This is a genomic window from Reyranella sp. CPCC 100927 (assembly GCF_007859315.1).
Taxonomy (GTDB): Bacteria; Pseudomonadota; Alphaproteobacteria; order Reyranellales; family Reyranellaceae; genus Vineibacter.
This window is the reverse complement of sequence record NZ_VOHA01000001.1, coordinates 878,055-900,787: the sequence shown is the minus strand read 5'-3', so window position 1 is coordinate 900,787 and position 22,733 is coordinate 878,055. Positions and strand designations below refer to the sequence as shown.

The 22,733-nt window shown below is 66.4% G+C and carries 25 protein-coding genes; 18 read left to right on the top strand and 7 right to left on the bottom strand.

Annotated features, from left to right (window positions below):
• Positions 1-31: 31 nt before the first annotated feature.
• From FQU96_RS04050 to FQU96_RS04040, 3 genes are read right to left on the bottom strand one after another with little or no spacing between them, the layout of a single operon-like run.
• Positions 32-1,084: a hypothetical protein gene (locus FQU96_RS04050; protein ID WP_146539534.1), complete on the bottom strand. Its 1,053-nt coding sequence runs from the start codon at positions 1,082-1,084 to the stop codon at positions 32-34.
• A gap of 31 nt (positions 1,085-1,115) precedes the next feature.
• Positions 1,116-2,069, bottom strand: a complete 954-nt coding sequence (locus FQU96_RS04045) for an alpha/beta hydrolase (protein ID WP_146539533.1) — start codon at positions 2,067-2,069, stop codon at positions 1,116-1,118.
• 15 nt (positions 2,070-2,084) lie between these two features.
• Positions 2,085-3,038: an alpha/beta hydrolase gene (locus tag FQU96_RS04040; protein WP_146539532.1), complete on the bottom strand. Its 954-nt coding sequence runs from the start codon at positions 3,036-3,038 to the stop codon at positions 2,085-2,087.
• A gap of 154 nt (positions 3,039-3,192) precedes the next feature.
• On the opposite strand from FQU96_RS04040, the gene FQU96_RS04035 reads away from it, so the two are divergent.
• A complete protein-coding gene (locus FQU96_RS04035) occupies positions 3,193-4,215 on the top strand; it encodes a DUF2333 family protein (RefSeq protein WP_146539531.1) in 1,023 nt (340 codons plus the stop codon).
• Positions 4,216-4,221: 6 nt separating this feature from the next.
• Here FQU96_RS04035 and FQU96_RS04030 read toward each other — a convergent pair whose 3' ends face one another.
• Complete coding sequence (locus tag FQU96_RS04030; RefSeq protein WP_146539530.1) at positions 4,222-4,791, bottom strand: GNAT family N-acetyltransferase; 570 nt, start codon at positions 4,789-4,791, stop codon at positions 4,222-4,224.
• 508 nt (positions 4,792-5,299) lie between these two features.
• On the opposite strand from FQU96_RS04030, the gene araD reads away from it, so the two are divergent.
• Both araD and FQU96_RS04020 read left to right on the top strand, forming a co-directional pair.
• A complete protein-coding gene (araD, locus tag FQU96_RS04025) occupies positions 5,300-7,036 on the top strand; it encodes an L-arabinonate dehydratase (protein ID WP_146539529.1) in 1,737 nt (578 codons plus the stop codon).
• Between the two features lie 315 nt (positions 7,037-7,351).
• Complete coding sequence (locus FQU96_RS04020; RefSeq protein ID WP_178130302.1) at positions 7,352-8,275, top strand: diacylglycerol kinase family protein; 924 nt, start codon at positions 7,352-7,354, stop codon at positions 8,273-8,275.
• Between the two features lie 36 nt (positions 8,276-8,311).
• Here FQU96_RS04020 and FQU96_RS04015 read toward each other — a convergent pair whose 3' ends face one another.
• Complete coding sequence (locus FQU96_RS04015; protein ID WP_146539527.1) at positions 8,312-9,346, bottom strand: phosphotransferase family protein; 1,035 nt, start codon at positions 9,344-9,346, stop codon at positions 8,312-8,314.
• Between the two features lie 176 nt (positions 9,347-9,522).
• Here FQU96_RS04015 and FQU96_RS04010 point away from each other — a divergent pair, with 176 nt between their 5' ends.
• The 6 genes from FQU96_RS04010 (at position 9,523) to FQU96_RS03985 (ending at position 14,579) form a co-directional block, all read left to right on the top strand.
• Positions 9,523-10,125, top strand: a complete 603-nt coding sequence (locus FQU96_RS04010; RefSeq protein ID WP_146539526.1) for an N-acetyltransferase — start codon at positions 9,523-9,525, stop codon at positions 10,123-10,125.
• Positions 10,126-10,262: 137 nt separating this feature from the next.
• Complete coding sequence (locus FQU96_RS04005) at positions 10,263-11,186, top strand: sulfite exporter TauE/SafE family protein (protein ID WP_146539963.1); 924 nt, start codon at positions 10,263-10,265, stop codon at positions 11,184-11,186.
• The gene (locus FQU96_RS04000; protein ID WP_146539525.1) at positions 11,183-11,956 is read left to right on the top strand and encodes a TIGR02186 family protein; all 774 of its coding nucleotides are present in this window, start codon (positions 11,183-11,185) and stop codon (positions 11,954-11,956) included. The genes FQU96_RS04005 and FQU96_RS04000 overlap by 4 nt, the downstream gene beginning before the upstream one ends.
• 12 nt (positions 11,957-11,968) lie before the next feature.
• Entirely contained in the window at positions 11,969-12,445 is a 477-nt protein-coding gene (locus FQU96_RS03995) for a universal stress protein (protein ID WP_146539524.1), read from the top strand.
• Between the two features lie 283 nt (positions 12,446-12,728).
• Entirely contained in the window at positions 12,729-13,283 is a 555-nt protein-coding gene (locus tag FQU96_RS03990; RefSeq protein WP_146539523.1) for a NifU family protein, read from the top strand.
• A 114-nt stretch (positions 13,284-13,397) separates the two neighbouring features.
• A complete protein-coding gene (locus FQU96_RS03985) occupies positions 13,398-14,579 on the top strand; it encodes a glucosaminidase domain-containing protein (protein ID WP_146539522.1) in 1,182 nt (393 codons plus the stop codon).
• A 42-nt stretch (positions 14,580-14,621) separates the two neighbouring features.
• On the opposite strand, the gene ddpX is transcribed toward FQU96_RS03985, so the two are convergent.
• Positions 14,622-15,230 (bottom strand): D-alanyl-D-alanine dipeptidase, encoded by a 609-nt coding sequence (ddpX, locus tag FQU96_RS03980; RefSeq protein ID WP_255467828.1) that lies wholly within the window; start codon positions 15,228-15,230, stop codon positions 14,622-14,624.
• 15 nt (positions 15,231-15,245) lie between these two features.
• On the opposite strand from ddpX, the gene tsaB reads away from it, so the two are divergent.
• Both tsaB and FQU96_RS03970 read left to right on the top strand, forming a co-directional pair.
• Entirely contained in the window at positions 15,246-15,959 is a 714-nt protein-coding gene (gene tsaB, locus FQU96_RS03975; protein WP_146539521.1) for a tRNA (adenosine(37)-N6)-threonylcarbamoyltransferase complex dimerization subunit type 1 TsaB, read from the top strand.
• Positions 15,956-16,429: a GNAT family N-acetyltransferase gene (locus FQU96_RS03970; RefSeq protein ID WP_218574586.1), complete on the top strand. Its 474-nt coding sequence runs from the start codon at positions 15,956-15,958 to the stop codon at positions 16,427-16,429. Before tsaB ends, FQU96_RS03970 begins: the two co-directional genes overlap by 4 nt.
• 182 nt (positions 16,430-16,611) lie before the next feature.
• Here the strand turns inward: FQU96_RS03970 and FQU96_RS03965 are convergent, their stop codons facing one another.
• The gene (locus FQU96_RS03965; protein ID WP_146539520.1) at positions 16,612-16,848 is read right to left on the bottom strand and encodes a sulfurtransferase TusA family protein; all 237 of its coding nucleotides are present in this window, start codon (positions 16,846-16,848) and stop codon (positions 16,612-16,614) included.
• A 109-nt stretch (positions 16,849-16,957) separates the two neighbouring features.
• Between FQU96_RS03965 and FQU96_RS03960 the strand changes: the two genes are divergently transcribed.
• The 7 genes from FQU96_RS03960 (at position 16,958) to ybeY (ending at position 22,727) form a co-directional block, all read left to right on the top strand.
• Positions 16,958-17,386: a MucR family transcriptional regulator gene (locus FQU96_RS03960; protein WP_146539519.1), complete on the top strand. Its 429-nt coding sequence runs from the start codon at positions 16,958-16,960 to the stop codon at positions 17,384-17,386.
• 107 nt (positions 17,387-17,493) lie between these two features.
• A complete protein-coding gene (locus tag FQU96_RS03955) occupies positions 17,494-17,961 on the top strand; it encodes a Fur family transcriptional regulator (protein ID WP_255467826.1) in 468 nt (155 codons plus the stop codon).
• Between the two features lie 36 nt (positions 17,962-17,997).
• Positions 17,998-18,837, top strand: a complete 840-nt coding sequence (locus FQU96_RS03950; protein ID WP_146539517.1) for a GNAT family N-acetyltransferase — start codon at positions 17,998-18,000, stop codon at positions 18,835-18,837.
• 41 nt (positions 18,838-18,878) lie between these two features.
• Positions 18,879-19,694: a 1-acyl-sn-glycerol-3-phosphate acyltransferase gene (locus FQU96_RS03945; RefSeq protein WP_146539516.1), complete on the top strand. Its 816-nt coding sequence runs from the start codon at positions 18,879-18,881 to the stop codon at positions 19,692-19,694.
• Positions 19,695-19,798: 104 nt separating this feature from the next.
• Entirely contained in the window at positions 19,799-21,217 is a 1,419-nt protein-coding gene (gene miaB, locus FQU96_RS03940; protein WP_218574616.1) for a tRNA (N6-isopentenyl adenosine(37)-C2)-methylthiotransferase MiaB, read from the top strand.
• Entirely contained in the window at positions 21,214-22,215 is a 1,002-nt protein-coding gene (locus FQU96_RS03935) for a PhoH family protein (protein ID WP_218574584.1), read from the top strand. Before miaB ends, FQU96_RS03935 begins: the two co-directional genes overlap by 4 nt.
• A complete protein-coding gene (gene ybeY / locus FQU96_RS03930; protein WP_255467825.1) occupies positions 22,212-22,727 on the top strand; it encodes an rRNA maturation RNase YbeY in 516 nt (171 codons plus the stop codon). Before FQU96_RS03935 ends, ybeY begins: the two co-directional genes overlap by 4 nt.
• The last annotated feature ends 6 nt before the right edge of the window (positions 22,728-22,733 follow it).

Genomic DNA, 22,733 nt, shown 5'->3' with positions numbered 1-22,733 from the left:
CCTATAAGGAGATATGTAGCAAATTGCAACATCAATCGACAGCAAGCGTTTTTGCCGCCGCGCGATGAGCGGCGATGAGGCCGGGCACCCGCGCCGGATCCGTGCGGCCCCATCCGCATTCGGAGGCGATCCCGAATCCCGTCACCACCTTTGATGCCGCCGCGATGCGGGCGCGATCACCGATGGCATCATCGTGATGGATCAGGCCCAGGTAGAGAGCCGTCTTGTCGGGCAGGTTCATGGCCCGCAGCGGCGCAACGTAGGCATCGTCGGTGCGATCCCGAGGCACCGGCAGATGGAGAAAATCCAGACGGCGCGGCAAGGCGTCGAGCAGCCCGCGCACCATCTCGACCAGGATGGCGGTGTCCTTAGGCATCACCAGATGCTCATCGCGCGGCGAGCCATAGCAGAGATGGTAGCCCAGCTCGACACCGTTGGGCACATGCGCGGCCAGACGCGCGAACTCGGCGAAGATGCGCTGCTTGTAGTCGCCGGGCCGATGCTGGAAGTAGTTCTCGAACACCAGCACTTCCTGGCAGATGTCCCATTGGATCGAGAGGTCGCCGTGCGGCACGGCGGCCAGGATGTCATCGAGCGCCTTGAACAGCGCGCGTTCGTAGACCGGCAGATAGTCGTCCAGCGCCTTGGGGCTGACGTACATGAAGCCGGACGCCATGGCGGTGGGCAGCGCGACCTGGAAGCGCACGCCGCGCGGGATCATGCCGGCATCGCGCAGGCGCTTGAACACGGCATAGGACTCGATCGCAGCCGGCGCGTAGCCGGTCTCGAACACGACCGCGCCGGGATCGACCCCGGGCTTGAAGCGCACCTGTTCGATACGGCGGAGCAGGACGCCATCCCATTGCGGCAGCGGCATCGGCGCGATCGTGGGATCGATCTCCATGTCGGGATGCTGCGTCAGCATCTCGTATTGCCAGTAGATCCAGCGATGGCGTGCACCGGTCTCGCCGTCGGGGATACGCCGCAGCCAGGGCCGCAATCCGCCTGCCAAGGCACGAAACACCGACTCGGCGTCGGGCATGGCAACGCTGCCGATCAGGTGCACACCGGGATGCTGCGGCATGGCGGCTCCCTCCCCATCTCTGTGATGCCTGTCACTCGGCGCGGTCGACCAGCGCCTCGTTGAGGGCGAGCGCGGCGGTACTGATGGCGCGGCGGGCACCATGGAGAACGGCACTCATGCCGAAGAAACCATGGATCATGCCGCCGAACTCGACATGATCGCAGCCGCCACCTTCATCGCGCAGGCGTTTGGCATAGGCGCGGCCTTCATCGCGCAACGGATCATAACCGGCGGTGATGATCATGGCCGGACACACCCCGGCGACGCTGGGCGCCCGCAGCGGTGCGGCGCGCCAGTCGCTGCGGTCGCCGGCCTGCGGCACGTAGTGATCGATGAACCACTGCATCGCATCGCGCGTAAGACCGAAGCCGTCGGCGAACCGCGCGTACGACGCCGTGGCGGTCACGCAATCCGTCACCGGATAGACCAGCAGCTGGAAGCGCACGTTGTTCAGGGCGCGATCGCGCGCCCACAGCGCCGCCGACGCCGCCAGATTGCCGCCGGCACTGTCGCCGCCGAGCGCCAGCAGATGCGGATCGATGCCGATGGAATCGCCTTCGTGACTGGCCCAGTCGAGCGCCGTCACCATGTCGTCGAACGCGGCTGGAAACGGTGCCTCCGGTGCCAGCCGATAATCCACCGACAGCACGGCCACGTCGGCCTGCGCCGCGAGCTGGCCGCAGGTGCCGTCGTGCGTTTCGATGTTGCCCAGCACCCAGCCGCCGCCATGAGCCCACAGCACCGTCGGCAGCAGCGCCTTGGGCGACGCCGAGGCCGGCCGGTACAGGCGGACCGGCAGCCGCCGCCCGTCGCGCACGATGGTATGGTCAGCCACGCGCACCGTGTCAGGGCGCGGACCACCCGAGGCGGTCCGGGTTTCGGCGAATTGCACGCGGGCAGCGACCGGGCCGATCGCCGTCCAGGCCGGTCGGCCTGCTGCGGCTTGCAGCTCCAGCAGTTCCAGCGCTTCAGGATCCAGGGGCACGTGGGCTCTCCTTGTTCATGCCGCGCTGTCGACCAACGCCTCGCGCACGGCCTGACCGGCCGACGCCAAGCCGCGGCGCGCCTGCGGCAGCACGCCCGGCATCCCGAGGAAGCCGTGGATCATGCTGCCGTGCTCGACATACTCGACCGTCACGCCGTCATGCGCCAACCGGTCGGCATAGATGCGGGCTTCGTCGAGCAACGGATCGAAACCTGCCGTCACGATCATGGCCGGCGGTAGGCCCGCGAAGCTGCGTGCGCGCAGCGGCGAGGCGCGCCAGTCGCTGCGATCGGCCGGATCGGGGATATAGTGATCATAGAACCAGACCATGGCCTCGCGGGTAAGCAGGTAGCCGTCGGCATTTTTCGCCAGCGACCCGGTGTTGGCCAGGGCATCGACGGCCGGATAAAGCAGCAGCTGGAAGCCGATCTGCACGCCGCCGCGATCACGCGCCATCAGCGCCACGACGGCCGCAAGATTGCCGCCGGCGCTGTCGCCGCCGACGGCAATCTTGGATCCCTCGGCGCCGATCGACCCGGCATTCGCGCTAGCCCACACCGTCGCCGCCCAACAATCGTCGACCGATGCGGGAAACCGGTGCTCCGGCGCCAGGCGATAATCGACCGACACCACGACCAGATTGCCGGCCTCGCTGAGGCGCTGGCACATGGTGTGGTGGGTCTCGATATCGCCGATCACCCAGCCGCCGCCATGAAAGTAGACCAGCAGCGGCAATCGAGCTGACGCCGCTGCCGATTTCGGCCGATAGATCCGCACCGGGATCTCGCCGGCCGGACCGGGGATCCGACGATCGTCCGATACCACGCTCTCGAGCACCGCACCCTGCACCGGCGCGCGCGTATCGCGCATCATCTGGCGCGCCGCGGGAGGCGGCAGGCTGTTGATCGCCGGCCGACCCGAGGCGGCGGCCATGTCGAGCAGCTTGCGGATGGTCGGGTCGAGCGCCATGTCGTTTCCTCAGGGGACGTGAATCGATCGCGATCATGGCCGTGCGTGCCCGCATGGCGCAACGGTTGGACACATCCCATATCGGAATACCCGTGCTAAACTCAGTGCACGCCATCCGGCTCCGCGCCACCGCCCCCCTGCCTGACGAGGATGCATGACCTTCGAGCCCGATGACGCCAAACCCCGCCTGGCCCAGCCTTGGTGGCGACGCGTACTCGGCTGGCGGCCGAAAATCTCGCTGTCCGGCGTCTGGAACACTCTGGTGCCGAAAGGCCGCTGGAAGCGGCTGGCGTTCGTGCTGCTGCTGATCCCGGTGCTGTATTACGGCGGCGGCGGGTTGTGGCTGCACAACATCGACGATCGGCCGGATTTCGAGGCGCAGAATGTGCAACCGGGCGAAAGCCGCGCGGTGGCGATCGCGGCGGCGTTGATTACGCGCGAGGTCGATGACCATCACTGGACGCCGATGGATCCGTTCTTCCTGCCCGGCGCCTGGCTCGACAACATGCCCAACTACCAGGCCGGCATCATGAAGGCGCTGGCGCGCTTTGCCGTCGAGATGCGCGACCAGTTGGCGCGCTCGCGCGGCTCGAGCCCGCAGGATCCCGACCTCGATCGCGCAGCGGCGCGGCTCAATGCCGACCCGAAGCAATGGGTGTGGACGCCGTCGATGTCGATCTGGCCCAGCGTGACGGCGACGTCGCAGTATCGCGACGGCCGCGCGGCACTGATCACCTACAACAAGCGTCTGGCGGTCAACCAGGCGAGCTTCGAGCGGCGCGCCGACAATCTGCAGGCCTTTCTCGAACGCGTCGCCACCGACATCGGCTCGACATCGGCGCAGATCGACCGCCACATCCACGACCATGGCGGTGATCTGCTCGACTTCTATGCCGACAATCTGTTCTACGCCAACAAAGGCCAGCTCTACGCCTACTACATGCTGCTGAAGGAGCTGGGTAACGACTATCAGGGCGTCTTGCGCGAGCGCGACCTCACTGGTCCGTGGACGCAGCTGATGGAGACGTTCCGCACCGCCGCCACCTTGCAGCCCTGGGTCGTCGTCAACGGCGCCGCCGACTCGCAGTTCCTGCCCAGCCATCTGGTGGCGCAGGGCTTCTACCTGCTGCGCGCCCGCACCCAGCTGCGCGAGGTCGCCGACATCCTGCGGAAGTGAGATCCCTCACTTCAGCACCAGCCGCACCCGTTGCTTGCCGCGCTCGCGCGCCGCGGCCGTGGTGAACCCGGCCTTGGCAAACATCGCCTCGAGCCCGGTGTAGACGAAAGCCGCGGGCGATTTCTTGCCGGCCTCGAGCTTCACCGGATAGCCTTCGGCAATCTCGGCGCCGTAGCGCTTCAGCGTCTTGACGGCGAAGGCCAGCAGCGCATCGGCCACGCCCTTGCCGCGCCACCCTGATTTCACGAAGAAACACGGCACCGACCAGACGCGTTCAGCATCATCGCATGCCAGGCTGGGCGACCGGTCGAGCTTGCTGAAGTCGATGCGGCGATCAAACGATATCCAGCCGATGGGTTCATCGCCGGCATAGGCCAGCGCGCCATGGGCCTTGCCCCGGCGCACCAGTGCGCGGAAGCGACGTTTGTTGGTGTCGCCCTGGATGTCAGGCCATTTCTCGCCCTTCTCCTGCCGCCAGAACATGCACCAGCAACCGCCCGTGGCGCCACGCGGTCCGAACAGCCGTTCGATGTCCGGCCATTGCTCGGGACTGAGTTCACGGCAGACGATCTTCATCTCATCCTCCGCGATCACCGAAACAATGAACGCCTACGATGCCGCCGCGCGCGGCATCCCACAAGCGGGCCATCCGATGCTCAACGACTACCGTCGGGAAACGACCAGTTGCAACCACAGTATGCAACCGCCCTGGTCACCCGGGGCCATTGGCCTGCGCACCATGCCCAGGCCGGGACTCCTTTGGTATTCGCAGCATTTGAAATGGAAACCGCAGCATCATGTATCGCCAGGCCAGGCGAAGCAGCGCCCGCAGGCGTTGGTCTTCGATCAGCATGACTCTCGACGATGGCAGATCGAGGAAACCATCGACGCTCGCACTGTGGGCGGCCCACAGGATCGCCTGGTGACGCGCCGCGACAGCCGCCTGAAATCAGTACGATTGCCAGTACTCCCCGGGGCGGGCCAACTCTGTGACCCGTGCCGCCTGGGCAGCCCGCATGGGGTCTTGTCGCATTGCGTGGCGCTACTAAGCTGCGCTTGAATTGACCTGCGAGAGGACGCGCCCATGACCGCCCGCCGCAAGACCGCCGAGCAATTGCGCAGCTATCGCTGGTACGGCGCGCAGGACCTGCGGGCCTTCGGCCACCGCTCTCGCACCAAGCAGATGGGCTTTGCGCGTGAGGACTGGGCCGGCAAGCCGGTAATCGGCGTCATCAACACCTGGTCCGAGGCCAATCCCTGCCATGTGCATCTGCGCCAGCGCGCCGAGGAGGTGAAGCGTGGCATCTGGCAGGCCGGCGGCTTCCCGCTCGAGATGCCGGCCATGTCGCTGGGCGAACCGATGATGAAGCCCACGACCATGATGTACCGCAACCTGCTGGCCATGGAGACCGAGGAACTGCTGCGCGCCAACCCGATCGATGGCGCTGTCCTGCTCGGCGGCTGCGACAAGAACATCCCCGGCCTGCTGATGGGCGCCATCAGCATGAACGTGCCGGCCATCGTGGTGCCAGCCGGTCCCATGCTGCGCGGCAACTGGCGCGGCAAGCAGTTGGGCTCAGGCAGCGACGTCTGGAAGTACTGGGCCGACAAGAAGGCCGGCGCCATCTCCGACGACGACTGGGACGAGATGGAGGACGGCATTGCCCGCAGCTTCGGCACCTGCATGGTGATGGGCACGGCGGCCACCATGATGTCCGTCACCGAGGCGCTGGGCTTCACGCTGCCCGGCGCGTCGGCGATCCCGGCGGCCGATTCGGCGCATGCGCGCATGGCGACCGAGGCTGGCCGGCGCATCGTCGGCATGGTGTGGGAGGACCTCAAGCCGTCGGACATCCTCTCGGTCGCCAGCTTCGACAACGCCATCCGGGCATTGATGGGCCTGGGCGGCTCGACCAACGGCATTGTGCACCTGCTGGCCTGGGCCGGCCGTGCCGGCATCAAACTCGACCTCGATCGGTTCGATGTCCTGGCGCGCGATACGCCGCTGATCGCCAACATCCGGCCCGCCGGCCAGTACCTGATGGAGGATTTCTTCTATGCCGGCGGCATGCGCGCTTTCCTCGCCAAGCTGGCGCCGCTGTTGCATCTGAACGTACCGACGGTCAGCGGCGGGACGCTGGGCGACGACATCGCCGGCGCCGAGACTTTCCTGCCCGAGATCATCGTCGATCCCGGCCAGGCGCTGAAAGCCAACGGCGCGCTGGCCGTGCTGAAAGGCAACCTGGCGCCCGACGGCGCCGTCATCAAGCCGGCCGCCGCCGAGCCGCGCCTGCACAAGCATGTCGGGCCGGCCCTGGTGTTCGAGAACTACAACGACATGGCCGCCCGCATCGACGACCCCGACCTGGACGTCACCGCCGACACGGTGCTGGTGCTGAAGCAGGCCGGGCCGCTGGGCGGTCCAGGCATGCCGGAATGGGGCATGCTGCCGATCCCGCAAAAGCTGCTGAAGCAGGGCGTGCGCGACATGGTGCGCATCTCCGACGGCCGCATGAGCGGCACCAGCTATGGCGCCTGCGTGCTGCACGTGACGCCGGAAAGCCACGTCGGCGGCCCCTTGGCGCTGGTCAAGACCGGCGACCTGATCGCGCTGGACGTCGAGCGGCGTACGCTGGACATGCAGGTGAGCGAGGCGGAGCTGGCCCGCCGACGGGCCGCCTGGCAGGCCAAGCCGGTGATCTACGAGCGCGGCTATGGCTGGCTGTTCACCCGCCACGTGCAGCAGGCCGACAAGGGCTGCGACTTCGACTTCCTGCGCCGCGACGCCGGCGCCCCGGTGCCGGAGCCCGAAATCCACTGACACGAACCGACCGTTCCACTGTCTTGAAGGTGACACAATAAGCCACCATATAGGGATGGTGGCGAGCCGGCGGTGTAATGGCCGGCGGGACCGACGATGTAATGGTCGGATACAGTCGCTGCTAAGACGGACCGCGCCCTTACCGGCGCGGTTTTGTCGTTTCAGCGCCGCATTGGCGCCATGGCCCTCGCGGCCGTCATCCCGCGCCAGGCTTCAGATCCTCGCTGTGCTCGGCCGGCAGATGTGGTCCAGGGGCAACTTCCGCCGCGCCTCCGGCGTTGCAGAGGATTGCCATCTCTTGACCACCGGGACTTCATGCGCGTCAGCCTGATCCACAATCCCTCCGCAGGGGACGATGAATTCTCACGTGAGCATCTGGTCTGGCTGTTGCAGGAGCACGGGCACGTTCTCGCCCACGAGGCCGCGAAGAACGAGGACTGGAGCCATCTCATCGAGGATCCCGGTGATCTCGTGGTCATCGCTGGCGGCGACGGCACGGTGGGTGCCGCTGCCTTGAAGCTGATCCACCGTCACGTCCCGATCGCCATCCTGCCGATGGGTACCGCCAACAACATCGCCCGCGCCTTGCGGATCCATGGCGGCCCGGCCGAGCTGATCGCCGGCTGGCCGACCGCCCGACGCCGCCCGATGGATGTCGGCGTGGCCAGTGGGCCGTGGGGCAAATCGTGGTTCATCGAGGGTGTCGGCCTGGGATTGTTCGCGACCGCCATGGCGGTGCTTGACGAACGCGACAGCCGCACACGCAGCAAACCTGGAACCCGCGAAAGCAAGTTGGAGCGCGACGTGCACACGCTGAAGGGGCTGGCATCGGAATATCCGCCGCTGCTGCTTGACGGCACGATCGACGGCCGGCCGCTGTCGGGCAAGGTGCTGCTGGTGGCGGCGATGAACATCGCCGCCGTGGGGCCGAACATGGACCTGGCTCCCAACGCCGATCCCGGCGACGGCCAACTCGACTTCGCGCTGGTGCGTGAAGAGCGCCGTGCCGATTTCATCGACTACGTCACCACGCGTCTGCGGGGCGGCGAGGCCACGCCACCGACCGACGTCCATCGAGGCCGCAGCCTGCGCCTGGCGTGGAGCGGCTACGACGCCCACATCGACGATCGCGCCTGGCGCGGGGAAAACCCGATGCCCGATGCCCATGCCGCCATCGAGATCGACGTGGCGGCACACGCGCTGGAGGTTTTGCTGCCGCCCGCCACCGAGAACGCGTAGACCGCCCCGATCATCCGCGCGCGAGAAGCGCTTGGTCTAGGGCTGACCCTCGACCGATATCCTCACACCGCTCAGCGCCTGGATGCGCGCAACGAGCAGTTGGCGCGCTTCGGGCCGGCCATGGGCGCCGGCCGGCGCGCCGCCACGGCGAGCGCCGCGCAGTGCGCCCACGAGGTGCCATAGCGAGCGGAACACCCGATAGTAGCGCACCGCCGCCGCATCGACCGAGCGCTGCCGGCCGTAGACGCGGCGGTAGCGCCACAGCGCATAGGACAGCAGCCCCCGCACGATCGGCCGCAGCCATGCCGGTACGCCCAGCGGCGTCGTGGTGATGGCCGCGATGGTCGAACCGACATCGAGCGCCGGATCGCCCAACGTGACGTTGCCCCAGTCGATGACTCCCGTGATCCGGCCGTCCTCGACCAGGATATTGAGGGGGTGGAAATCGCAGTGGCAGATGGCCGTGGCAGCCGCCGGCGGTTGATGTGCCACCAGCCAGTCCAGGGCCGGCTTCACGCCGGTCAGCCCCAGAGCGTTGATCTCGCGGCCCAACACCGCCAGCCGTGCCTCGAACGTGTAGGCCGAGGGCTGCAGGCCGGCGGTGCTCAACGCCCGCACCATCGCCTCGACGGGCAGCGCATGCAGCCGCACCTGCGCGTCGGCCCAGACGCGCGCGATCTGCTCCACCACGCGCGGCACGTCGATCACCAGGCGCAGCACACGACCGACAGCGGCGCCGGACACAAACGTGTCCATCCCCTTGGCCAGCGGCTGGCCGTCAACGAACGGCATCACCATGAAGGCACCGCCCAAAATAGCCGGGTCGGCCCCCACCAGCACGGCGCGCGGTGCCGGGTAGCCCACGCTCGCCAGTGCGCTCTGGACCGCGGCCTCCAGGCGGATCTGGTCCGGGTGATAGTGTGGCTGCAGGATCCGAACGATCAACGGGCCCGAACACACCGGCGGCGGATCCGACAGGCTGAAGCGAAGGATCGTCGTCTCGAACCCGCCGGTGATCCGCCGCGGCCTTTCGGCGTAGGCAAGCAATGGGACATCGAAGGCCGCCCGCATGTGAGCCAGCAATCGATCCGCGATCTCTGCGTCCGATGGAATCGGCACCTCCGGGAAGGTCGACGCCTACGCTAGCGCATGACCTTCCGCGTGCGCGAGTCCCTCTTGCGAACGTCGACGGGCGCGGCAGGCCGCACCGGTTTTGACAGGCGTTTCAGCTTCCTCTACCTCAGGCCATGACCTTCACCGTTGTCGACATCCCACCCGGCAAGATCGCATCCGTGGTCACGGCGCTGGAAATGACCGGCAAACCGCCGCGCCGGCCGGCGCCGTCGTCGGACGGCTTCTCGGTCCGCCGCGTCGAGCGGCCCGGCCTCGACTGGTATCGCGACCTGTTCCGGCGCATCGGCACGCCCTGGCTGTGGTTCAGCCGGCTGCGCATGGACGATGCCACCCTGGCCGCCATCGTGCACGACCCGGCCGTCGAGGTGTCGACGCTGGTCGCCGATGGCCGTGACGAGGGATTGCTGGAGCTGGATTTCCGCGTGCCGGGCGAGGTCGAGCTGGCATTTTTCGGGCTCACGCCGGCATTGGTCGGTCGCGGCGCCGGACGGCTGCTGATGGAAGCGGCGCTGACACGCGCCTGGGCGAGCCAACCGCGGCGGGTCTGGGTCCATACCTGCACCCTGGACCACCCCGGCGCCCTGGCGTTCTATCGGCGCTCCGGGTTCGTACCCTATCGCTGGCAGGTCGAGATCGACGACGACCCGCGGCTGGACGGTACCCTGCCGCCCGACTGCGCACCGCACATTCCGCTGGTCAGACCCGCCCCGGCCTGAACGTCAAGAAAAGCGCGCGACAGGCGCCACCTGTTTGTTGCATCGCGCCGTGGCCGGGCGCAAAAAGCGTGAAGCGGGTCGTAGCGGGTTGCGAACAGCCGAAGCAGACATCGGGCCCGTCGGAGGACTGGGCCCGCGTGGATGTCTATCTGCCCATCGCCGAGCTGTCGCTGAACGTGTTCCTGTTGCTCGGGCTGGGCGCCGTCGCGGGTGTGCTGGCGGGCATGTTCGGCGTCGGCGGCGGATTTCTGCTGACACCCCTGCTGATCTTCGCCGGCGTGCCGCCGGCCGTCGCCGTGGCCAGCCAGGCCAACCAGGTGATCGCCACCTCGGTCACCGGCCTGCTCAATCACTGGCAACGCGGCAATGTCGATGTCCGTATGGGCCTGGTGCTGCTGGTGGGCGGCCTGATCGGCTCGACTGCCGGCGTACAGCTGTTCGCCGTACTCAAGCGCTTCGGCCAGGTCGATTTCGTCATCCAGATCGGCTACGTCCTGCTGCTGTTCTCGATCGGTACCATGATGGTGGTCGAGGCGTGGCGCGCCTGGCAGCGGCGACGCGCCAATGTCCCGGCCCGGCGCAAGCTGCATCAGCACTTTCTGGTGCATCGCCTGCCGCTGAAGCTGCGCTTCTACAAATCCAAGCTCTATATCAGCGCCCTGCTGCCGGCCGGGCTGGGCTTCGCCGTCGGCGTGCTGTCGGCAATTCTGGGCATCGGCGGCGGGTTCGTGCTGGTGCCGGCGATGATCTATCTGCTGGGCATGCCGACCGTGGTCGTGATCGGCACGTCGCTGTTCCAGATCCTGTTCGTGGCGATCAACGTCACGTTCCTGCAGGCAGCCCAGAACCAGACCGTCGATATCGTGCTGGCGCTGGTCCTGATCCTGGGCGGCGCGATCGGGGCCCCGATCGGATCGCGGGTGGCCGCCAACCTGCCCGGCTTTCAGCTGCGCGGCCTGCTGGCGCTGCTGGTCCTGGGCATGGCGCTGGAACTGATGTTCGAACTGGTGGCACCGCCGGCTGCGATCCATACGCTGGGTGAGATGGTGCGCATGCCATGACCCGCCCGCGGCACACCCCCGGTCTCGTCCGCACCCTGCTGGCCCTGCTGCTGGCCCTGGGCGCACCGGCAGCGGCGCTGGCGCAGCCCCTGCTCGTCGACCTGTCGCGACCTCGGGTATCGATCACGTCGGCCTTTCGCGGCGCCGACGTTCTGGTGTTCGGCACCATTGACGGCCCGGGCGACGTGGTCATCACGGTGAGCGGCCCGGTCACGCGCCAGACGATCCTGCGCAAGGAGCGCGTGTTCGGCCTCTGGGTCAACGCCGGCCGCCAAGCCTTTGACGACGTCCCGGCCTATTACGCGATCGCCGCCACCCGCCCCCTGGAAGAGGTTCTGCCCACAGGCGGCGTCCCCGGCACGCCCGTGACCCTGGACGAACGGCTGGAGGCGGTGCGCGCCGTCGACGCCCAGCGCCGCCGGCCGCTGGATCTCACCGATTTCCGACAAGGCCTGATCGCCGCCAAACGCCGGGAGGGACTGTTTCCCGACACGGTCAATCCGATCACCGTTGTCGGCGGCCGCCTGTTTCGCGCCGAGCTGCGGTTCCCGTCGCGGCTGCCGGTGGGCGACTACGAAGTGCGCGCCTATATCTTCCGGGACAACCAGGCCGTTGCCGCCGTGTCGCGGCCGCTGGTGGTCAGCAAGGCGGGCTTCAGCGCCCGGGTCTCGGAAGCAGCGCACGAGATCGCGCCCGTTTACGGCGCCGGCGCCATTGCGCTGGCCCTGGCCATCGGCTGGCTGGCGGGTGTGGTGGCAAGACGGATCTAGCGGAGGGTAACGATGGCCGAGACCCCAACCGACCGGGTATTCCTGGTCGTGGTCGACGAGACACCGGAACTGCGTGTCGCCCTGCGCTATGCCTGCCGCCGCGCCAAGCGCACCGGCGGCCGCGTGGCGCTTCTCTACGTGATGGAGCCGCCCGAGCCGCAGCATTGGGAGACCATCGGCGATCTCATGCGCGAGGAAGCGCGTCAGCGGGCGGAGGAAATCGTTGCTGGCTTCGCCGACCAGGTCGTTGCCGCCACCGGCCTGCCGCCGATCCTCCATTTCCGTGAGGGCGGCCGGCGCGAGCAGCTCCTGAAGCTGCTGGCCGAAGACCCTTCCATTTCCATTCTGGTGCTCGCCGCTGGTACCGGCAGCGAAGGTCCCGGCCCCTTGGTCTCGTCTCTGGTCGGCAAGCACGTGGCCACGCTCAAGGTTCCGATGACGATCGTGCCCGGCAGCCTGACGGACGCGCAGGTCGATGCAATCACCTGAAATAAGGAGGCAATTTGTCTCGGTTATCCACTTCGAATATGATTGACTTTCGAACAACTTAGATTTGACGCCACTTGATGGCAGGGCTTTTTTGGATAGATAATTCCGTGGGTTACTCCGTTTTTACATAACAATTGATCATACACTCCGTTTTTTTGGCTTGAAGGCACCAAAAACGCCCCCTAACTCAAAAGGGTTCCGGTTGATCCGACGAAGTCGGATCGACCCGGCCACCAACCCCAACGGGTCGACGATCGACACTCGAGCTGACCCGGAGCCAGGCATGTTCATCCAAACCGAACAGACCCCCAACCCCGCGACGCTGAAGTTCCTGCCCGGTCGCGTGGTGCTCGAACAGGGCACGGCCGACTTCCCCAACGCCGAATCGGCGCAGCGCTCGCCGCTGGCGCGCCGGCTGTTCGACGTCGACGGGGTCGAGCGGGTGTTCCTCGGTTCGGATTTCGTCACCGTCACCAAGACCGGCGCGCAGGACTGGCAGGTGATGAAGCCCGCCGTTCTGGGCGGCATCATGGAGCATTTCACCTCGGGTGAGCCCGTTCTGCGTACCGAGGAGACGGCGGACGCCGCAGCCTCCGCCGAGGAGGATGATGAGATCGTAACGCAGATCAAGGAGTTGCTCGACACACGCATCCGTCCGGCCGTGGCGCAGGACGGCGGCGATATCGTGTTTCATTCGTACGAAGACGGCGTCGTCTATCTTCACATGCAGGGCTCCTGCTCTGGTTGCCCCAGTTCGACGGCGACGCTGAAGATGGGGATCGAGAACCTTCTACGGCACTACGTGCCCGAAGTGGTCGAGGTCCGACCGGTCGCGTAGTCCACTAGTTTTCCGCGTTCAGTACCGGCGGTGATTGCCGCCGGCGGCCTCATGATCGAGGCCGCCGGACGAGATCGTTCGTCGGAATTCCAACCAACAACGAACAGGTAACCTATGAACGAGCGCGCTGCCCGGGCGGCCGACTTTGGCCGCAACTATGCCCTGATCGGCGCGTTCGGAGCCTGTCTGCTCGGCGCCCTGACCGTTCCGACGGATGGTCCGCGTGCGGATTTGGCCATCGCCCTGCTGCCCCAGAGCGCGGATTCGCCTGAACTGGCGGCAGCGGACGTCGTCGACGTCACGGCTGTGTGGAAGACCGTCGCCATCGACATCCCCCTGCCCGTCGAACCGCCGCCGGTCGAACTGGCCATCGCCGCGCTGCCCACGCTGGAACTCGCCGTCGCCGAACTGCCGATCGCCGAGATGCCGTCGTTCGAAGCCGCCATTGTCGAATGGGAAGCGTCGTCGGCCGATGATGTCGTGGTCGTCAACGACGATACTCGCCGTGGACTGCATGGCCGTCTGGGCCATGCTGCCGGGCCGATGCGCCGGCAGGTCACGTCCATGCGCGTGGCAAACACCAGCGAACTGGCGAGCCTCTTCCGCTCCCACGACTATTCGCTCGACCAGGCGCGGCGCGGAGAGCCCGTGCCCGCCTTGCAGATCGACCGGGTGCCGGGCGATCTCGTCAACGTCAAGGACGGCAACGAGCGCAAGGCGCTGTTCATCAAGACGTTGCTGCCCATCGTGCTGGAGGCCAACGAACGCATTCTGGCCGATCGCATGCACCTGCAGCGCCTGCACGAGCGCCATGCGCGGGAACGCAGCCTCAGCGTGATCGAACGCATGTGGCTGGCGGAGGTGGCGGACCGCTATGGCGCGGAGTCGACCGACTTCATCGAACTGTTGCGGCGCGTCGATGTCATTCCGCCGTCGATGGCGATCGCGCAAGCCGGCGTCGAAAGCGGCTGGGGAACATCCTACGCGGCGCGCGTCGGCAATTCGCTCTTCGGCCAGATCCGTGCCGGCAGCCGCCAGATCCCGGCCGCCTTCTCGAGCATGTCGGCATCGGTGGAGGCGTATTTCCTGAATCTCAACACGCACTTTGCCTACAGCGGCTTCCGTGCCGAGCGGGCGCGACTGCGCACCGGCGGCAAGGACCCCGACGGCTACCACCTGATCGGCCAGTTGCTGCGCTACTCGGAACTGGGCCATTCCTACATCAGCTTCGTGCGCGGCGTGATCCGCGAGAATCGGCTGACCGATTTCGATGGCGCCAAGTTGCCGCCGATCTGACCCGCAGGTGCGGGCGCATGCGGGCGCCCGCACCTCCAGCAACTACATCATCGGCACCGGCAGGTCGGCATCGGCGATCAGGGGGAATCGCCGCGCGTCGAACAATTGATAGTGCCACCATTCATTGCGGTAGAAATCCCAACCTGCCGCGGTCATCAGTCCGAGAAGCAACAGACGATTGCGTTGGGCGTCAATGCTGACGTCGGGGTTCGCATGATGTGAGCGCGGCGTGAACGCATCGAACGCCGTACCCATATCGAGCGCCTGTCCGTTGCGATCGAGCAACGTGAGGTCCACGGCAACGCCGCGCGAGTGCGGCGAGCCGCGGCGCGGGTCGGCGAGAAATTCCGGATTGGGATCGGCATTCCATAGCGCCCATTGCGCTTCGGTCGGCCGCAGCGCGTCGAAAATGCGCAGGCGCCAACCCTGCAGGGCAGCCAGGTCAATCGCATGCCGCAAGTGTTGCGCCGCCGTACGGTGCAACCAGCACTGGGCATTCCTGTAGACGGGCTGTCCGGTTATGTTGGCCGTCGTCGCATAGGCCAACGCGATATCCACGTCAAAGTCCGGTGGCGCAATCTCGACGATGTCCATAGAAGTCATCATGCCTGCCACGCTCCCGCTGCGCCTGCGGATCTTGATCGGCGCCACGCACACCATCCCGTCATGACCGTCCCGCCTGTTCTTGCCTTCGACTGCTCCGGCACCGCCTGTTCCGTCGCCGTTGCGATACAGCAGACCGTTTCCGGCGTGACAATACTAGCGCACGACCGGCAGGAGATGCAGCGAGGCCATGCTGCGGCGCTGGCGCCCATGATCGTGGCAACGTTGGCCAGTGCCGGCGTGCGATCCGACGCGCTGGGCTTGATCGCCGTCACCGTCGGCCCGGGCAGCTTCACCGGCGTGCGCATCGGGCTTGCGATGGCACGCGGCCTGGCGCTGGCACACGACATCCCGCTGGCCGGATTGACGACAACCGAGACCCTGCTTGCGGCCGCGACCACCGCCGATCACCGGCGCCTGCAAACGCAACACCGTCGACTGCTGGCGGCGATCGACACGCATCGCGGTGACTACTACGTCGGTTTCGACGACACGCGGCCGCCGCGGGTTGCCGATGTTCCCGCGATCGCCGCCGAGGCCGACGGCGGACTGCTCATCATCGGCGATGGCGCGGCAGCGCTGTGCACCGCTCTCGCGCAATCCGGCGTCGATGCCGAACCCGCCGGCGGCCCGACGACGCCGGATGTCTGCGTGCTGGCACGTCTGGCGCTTCAGCGCGGCGCTGAGTATTGGCGCGACATCAACAGGACGAACGGCATGCCGGCACCGCTCTATCTGCGCCCGGCTGACGTCACGCTGCCGCGTACCGGGCGGTGAGCAATACCGTTCGCACACTGCGGCCGCACGACCGCAACGTGGCGGCGTCCCTCTATGCCCAGTGCTTCGACGCGCCATGGGAGCGCACCTGGACCGCCGCGGAATTCACACGCCTGCTGGAATCCCCCGGCTGCTTCGGCGCACTGTTGATGACCGGCGACCAGCCTGATGGGCTGGCGCTCGCCCGTGTCGCCGCCGACGAAGCCGAAGTACTGACGATCGGCGTCGTGCCGACAGCCCGCCGGCGTGGCGGTGCGACGCTGTTGTTGTCGACGTTGAGCCGGCGATGCCGGCGCCGCGGCGCACGCCATATCTTCCTCGAAGTCGCGGAAGACAACTTGGCGGCCCGCCATCTCTACGAAGCCCACGGCTTCGTGATCGTCGGGCGGCGAAACAATTATTTCGATCGCGGCCCGCATGGCCACGTCACAGCATTGACCATGCGCCGTGATTTTCACGGCAATCGATGAATAGCCAAGAAATATGACAATCGACGCTGAGTATCGGCCTGTCACCCGCGAGTCATGGTTCGCCGCTGCACATTCATTCCACTTCCGGCACAATATTGCGAAGCTCTCGGGTCTTTTATGACACCAATCGCCATAATAGTTGCGCACTTACGTTCAATAAACCCGCACACCAACGACCATCTCTACGCCCGGCGAATGACCAGGCGATGTATACTTGATCCATCCGATTCCGGTGCGAGGCTGACAATCGCGTGGCCTTCGGCCTGCGCCGATCGCGGCACGTTGCGCAGCGGTTCACCTGCATTCAGACGTACATCAAGCACGGCGCCTGATGGCAGCCGCTCAAGCGCGAGTTTCACGCGCACGAAGGTCATCGGACATACGTCCGCTGTAATATCGATGACAGCATCTGCACTCATCGCAGCAACGCACATATTTCTTGGCCGGCAAAGTCAAGGTTGATCCTGTACCGAGACAGTACTATATCGGAATTGTCCAGTAATTCTTTCCGGCCGATAAAGGAAAAACATGAGCGAACAAAACAAACCCGGAGCAGATCTTCTTGCCCTTACAACCCAGATTGTCACGGCTCACGTATCTAATAATACTGTTTCTGTCGCTGATGTGCAAAAACTTATCGAACAGGTTCATGCGTCGCTGTGCGCTGTCGGCAACGGCCGCGCGGCTGCTAAGCCCGAACCCGCAGTGCCTGTGAGCAAGTCCATCAAGCGCGACCATATTGTCTGCCTGGAAGATGGCACCGAGCACAAGATGCTGAAGCGGCACCTGATGAGTGCGTTCGGCATGACGCCCGAGCAGTATCGCGAAAAGTGGGGCCTGCCTGCCGATTATCCGATGGTTGCCCCGAACTATTCCAAGGTTCGCAGCGCATTGGCCAAGAAAGTCGGCCTCGGCACCAAGCGCATGCGTGCCCGCGTCGCGCGTACCAAGGGATAGCCCTGCCTCTGATTGTCAGCACCACTGACCCGTCGAACCGTACCGGAGTGCTAGAACTGTTGATCGGGCTGGCAGCCCCCGTCAAAGACGCAGTATAAGAAGACAGTTTGGAGGCTTTACCGGTGTCGGACAAATCGCGCCTTGAAGAGCGCTGCGTCGAGAAGGGACTGAAGATGACCGGCCAGCGCCGGGTGATCGCGCGCGTCCTGTCGGAGGCGACCGATCATCCCGACGTCGAGGCGGTCTATCGGCGCGCGATCGAGATCGATCCCAAGATTTCCATCGCCACCGTCTATCGCACTGTCCGCCTTTTCGAAGAAGCCAGCATCCTGGAACGGCATGACTTTCGTGACGGGCGCTCGCGCTATGAAGAGCACACCGAAGTCCACCACGATCACCTGATCGACATCCAGTCGGGCCGGGTAATCGAGTTCCAGAACGAGGAGATCGAGGAATTGCAGCGGGCGATGGCCGAAAGGCTTGGCTATCGCCTGGTCGATCACCGGTTGGAACTATACGCTGTTCCCCTCCCCACCGGCGATTCGGCCGGTCGGCGGAAAACTCGAAACAAATAGTTGGCCGAGACCCCCATTCCAGCTGATAATGGGGTGATGACCAGCGTCGCACTTCGCGCCGCCGCGCTCCGCCCCGGAGCCGACGCATTGCCGCCCATCGTGGCGGGCGATTTCGAAGTGCGTTTGGCTCGCAATGAAGCCGAAGTCGAGGCGGCGCAGGCTCTGCGCTATAAGGTCTTTTACGAAGAGATGACAGCCAAGCCGACGCCCGAAATGGCGGCGCTGCGGCGCGACTACGACGACTTCGACCCGCTGTGCGATCATCTGCTGTTCATCGACCGTCGCCGGCCGGGTCTGGCCGGCATCACCGGCACCTATCGCCTGATCCGGCGATCGGCCGCGGCAGCGCGCGGCAGCTTCTATTCCGTGTCCGAGTATGACGTGGCGCCGCTCGTCGGCTGGCCCGGCGAGATCCTCGAACTGGGCCGCTCCTGCGTCGACGCCTCGGCCCGCAGCATGCCGGCGATGCAGCTGATGTGGCGCGGCATCGCGACCTACGTCTTCCACTACGACATCGAAATCATGTTCGGCTGCGCCAGCCTGCCCGGGACCGACCTGCAGCGCCTGGCGCAGCCGCTGTCCTATCTGGCCCAGAACCACATGGCGCCGCCGGAGCTGCGGGCTCGCGCTCTGCCATCCCGTTATGTCGATATGAATATATTGCCGGCGGGCAGCTACGACACGCGCGTGGCCGAGCGCATGGTGCCGCCGCTCATCAAAGGCTATCTTCGGCTGGGCGGTTTTGTCGGCGACGGCGCCGTGATCGACTCGCAATTCGACACGACGGACGTCTGCATCGTCGTCAAGACCGACCTGATCACCGAGAAATACTACCGCCACTACGAGCGCGTCGCGCGCGAGACGGGAGCGATCTAGCCGACATCGTCGGCACCCTATACCCACTTACCCCCTGATCCATGTCCATCGGCTCCCCGACCCGCGGTTTCATCCGTCTCCTGCTCTACATCCTCTGGACATTGCCGCTGATGCCGCTTCAGTTCCTGGTGGTGCTGCTGCGCATTCGTCCGGCTTACCGATGGCTGCCGGTGATCTATCACCGCGTCGTCTGCTTCATCCTGGGCATCCGGATCGAGATCTACGGCCAGCCCTCGCGCGCCACGCCGACATTGTTCGTCGGCAACCACGTCTCCTACCTCGACATCGAGGTCCTGTCCTCGATCCTGCCGGTGTCGTTCATCGCCAAGTCGGAGGTCGCGGGTTGGCCCGTATTCGGCTGGCTTGCCAAGCTGCAACGCACGATCTTCATCGAGCGGCGCCAGCGCGCCGCGCGTGACGGGCGCGACGGCATTCAACGGCGCCTGGATGCGGGCGATGATCTGGTGCTGTTTCCCGAGGGCACCAGCAGCGACGGGACCCGCGTGCTGCCCTTCCGCAGCGCCCTGCTGGGCGCCACCCAGATGCGCCACGGGCGCGATCCGGTGCCGGTTCAGCCGATCACCATCACCTATGCCCGGCTTGACGGCATCCCCGTCGGCCGCCTGTGCCGGCCGTTCTTCAGCTGGTTCGGCGACATGGAGCTGGCGCCGCATCTCTGGAACATGATGGCCCTGGGCGAAGTGGCCGCCGTCGTCGTCTTCCATGAACCGGTCGACATCGACCGGATGGGTGACCGCAAGAAGTTGACGGAACACTGTTTCCGCACCATTTCCCAGTCCATGCAGGCGATCAACCGTGGACGCTATGACGAGCTGCCACCGCGGCTGGCGGCCTGAGCGCGACTCGACCAACCGCAGGGCGGATGATAGAAAGCGCGCGGTTTTGGGTGGAAATGGCCGCCCGCCAGCAATTCGAAGGCTCGATGACCGCACCGGCTCCGATGGCACGTAAGAAGGGACTGTTCATCCGCACCTATGGCTGCCAGATGAACGTCTACGATTCGGAGCGTATGGCCGACGTCCTGCGGCCGCTGGGCTACGCCCCGGCAGCCAGTCCCGACGACGCCGACATGGTGATCGTCAACACCTGCCACATCCGGGAGAAAGCATCGGAGAAGGTCTTCTCCGAGTTGGGCCGCCTGCGCGACGCGCAGGCTCGCCGTCGCGCCGCCGGCAATGACCTGGTGATCGCGGTCGCCGGCTGCGTGGCGCAGGCCGAGGGCGCCGAGATCATGCGCCGCCAGCCGGCGGTCGACATCGTCGTCGGACCGCAGGCCTACCATCGCCTGCCGGAGATGGTAGCCCGCGCCGTCCGCGCCGCCGGTCATCGCCGACCCGGCGCGACCAAGGGCGCCGGCGTCCTCGATACCGAATTTCCGGTCGAGCCCAAGTTCGATCACCTGCCGGCACCGACGACGGTCACCGGCGGTGCGGCCTTCGTGTCGGTCCAGGAGGGCTGCGACAAGTTCTGCACGTTCTGCGTCGTACCCTACACGCGCGGCGCCGAATATTCGCGGCCGGCGACGGCCATCCTCGCCGAGGCCCGCAGCCTGGTTGCCGCCGGCGCCCGTGAGATCACGCTGCTGGGACAGAACGTCAATGCCTGGCATGGCGCCGCGCCCGACGGCTCGACCGGGAGCCTGGCGCAGCTGATCTGGGCGCTGGCCGAGATCGATGGCCTGGCCCGCATCCGCTACACGACCTCGCACCCGCGCGACATGGACGATGCCTTGATCGCGGCGCATCGCGACGTGGCGGCACTGATGCCCTATCTGCACCTGCCGGTGCAGTCGGGATCCGATCGGGTGCTGGAAGCCATGAACCGCAAGCATGATCGCGATCATTACCTGCGGCTGATCGACCAGCTCAGGACGGCGCGGCCCGACATGGCGCTGTCGACCGACATCATCGTCGGCTTCCCGGGCGAAACGGACCGCGATTTCGCCGACACGCTGGCCCTGGTTCGCGATGTCGGATTCGCGTCGGCCTTCTCATTCAAGTATAGCCCCCGCCCCGGTACACCGGCAGCAATGCTGGAGCGTCAGGTGCCGGAGGCGGAGAAGGATGCGCGCCTGCAGGCCCTGCAAGCGCTGCTCGGCGAACAGCAGCGCGGCTTCAACGCCACCCTGGTCGGCCGGACGATCCCGGTGCTGTTCCAGGAGGCCGGCCGCAAGCCCGGCCAGGTGCTGGGCAAGTCGCCGTGGCTGCAGTCGGTGCATGCCTCAGGACCCGCGCGGCTGGTGGGACAGATCGTGGATGTCCACATCGTCGGCGCGCATGCCGTCAGCCTGTCGGGTGAGATCGTGACCGATGATATCGTCCAGACTGCCGTGACGCATCCCATCGAGGTCGCAGCGTGAGCGACGTGAACGGCCTGAGCGGCGCGCGCGCCGCCGACGTACGGCGGCTGACCTTCGACGACAACGCGTTGCTGCCGGCGCTCTACGGCCAGCATGACCGCCACCTGGTGCGCATCGAACAGCTGGTCGGCGTGCAGCTGAGCTCACGCGGCAACCAGATCGCCATCACCGGTGGCCCGGAAGAGACGGCACTGGCGCGGGCCGCGCTGCTGGCATTGTACGAGCGGCTCAAGCGTGGCCAGGTCGTCGACCAGGCCGAGGTCGATGCCGCCGTGCGCTTCGCCCGGGTCGGCGCCGATGCCAAGGTCGTCGACACCGCTGCGATCCGCACGCGCAAGCGGGTGATCCAGCCGCGCTCGCCGACCCAGCGCGAGTATGTCGAGGCGATTCGCGAACGCGATCTCGTGTTCGGACTGGGGCCGGCCGGCACCGGCAAGACCTACCTCGCCGTGGCCATGGCCGTGTCGATGCTGATCGCAGGCTCGGTCGAGCGCATCGTGCTCTCCCGACCGGCGGTCGAGGCGGGCGAGCGGCTGGGCTTCCTGCCGGGCGACATGAAGGAGAAGGTCGACCCCTATCTGCGACCGCTCTACGACGCGCTGCACGACATGATGCCCGCCGACCAGATCGCCAACCGGCTGGCGGCCGCCGAGATCGAGGTGGCGCCGTTGGCGTTCATGCGCGGCCGCACGTTGGCGCATGCGTTCGTGATCCTCGACGAGGCACAGAACACCACGCCCATGCAGATGAAGATGTTCCTGACGCGCCTGGGCGAAGGGGCACGCATGGTGGTGACCGGCGATCTGACGCAGATCGACCTGCCGCCCGGCGTGCCCAGCGGCTTGCGCGATGCGGTCGAGACGTTGAGCGGTGTCGAAGGCGTGCGCTTCGTGCACTTCACCGATCGCGACGTGGTGCGCCACGACCTGGTGGCGCGCATCGTGCGCGCCTACGACGCGCGCGACAGCCGCGAGGCGCAGCGCAAGCCCAAGCCGTGAGCCGCGCCGCCGCAGCGCCGCGCGCGACCATCGATATCGATATCCAGGATGCGCAGTGGTTGCTGCAGCAGCGGACCGTGCGCGCGCTGTGCCGGCGTGCCGTGCAGGCGGCGCTGGCCGGTGCGCCGAGGCGCCAGCCGGCTCCTGTCGCGCTGGCCATCGCACTGGCCGACGATGCCGCCGTGCGCGTCCTCAATCGTGACTTCCGCGGCAAGAACAAGCCGACCAACGTGCTCTCTTTTCCCGCCGATGGACGGGCCACCGCGCCCGGCGCGCCGCGCTTCCTCGGCGACATCGTGCTGGCACGCCAGACCGTGATGCGCGAAGCGCGCGCGCAGCGCAAGCGCCTGGCCGACCACCTGACGCACCTGGTCGTGCACGGCACGCTTCACCTGCTGGGCTATGACCACGAGGTCGATGCCGAGGCCGAGCGAATGGAAAGGCTCGAGGTCCGCATCCTCGCCGGACTGGGCGTGGCTGACCCGTACCAGGATTTCTCTCCGCCCGCATAGCGGGAG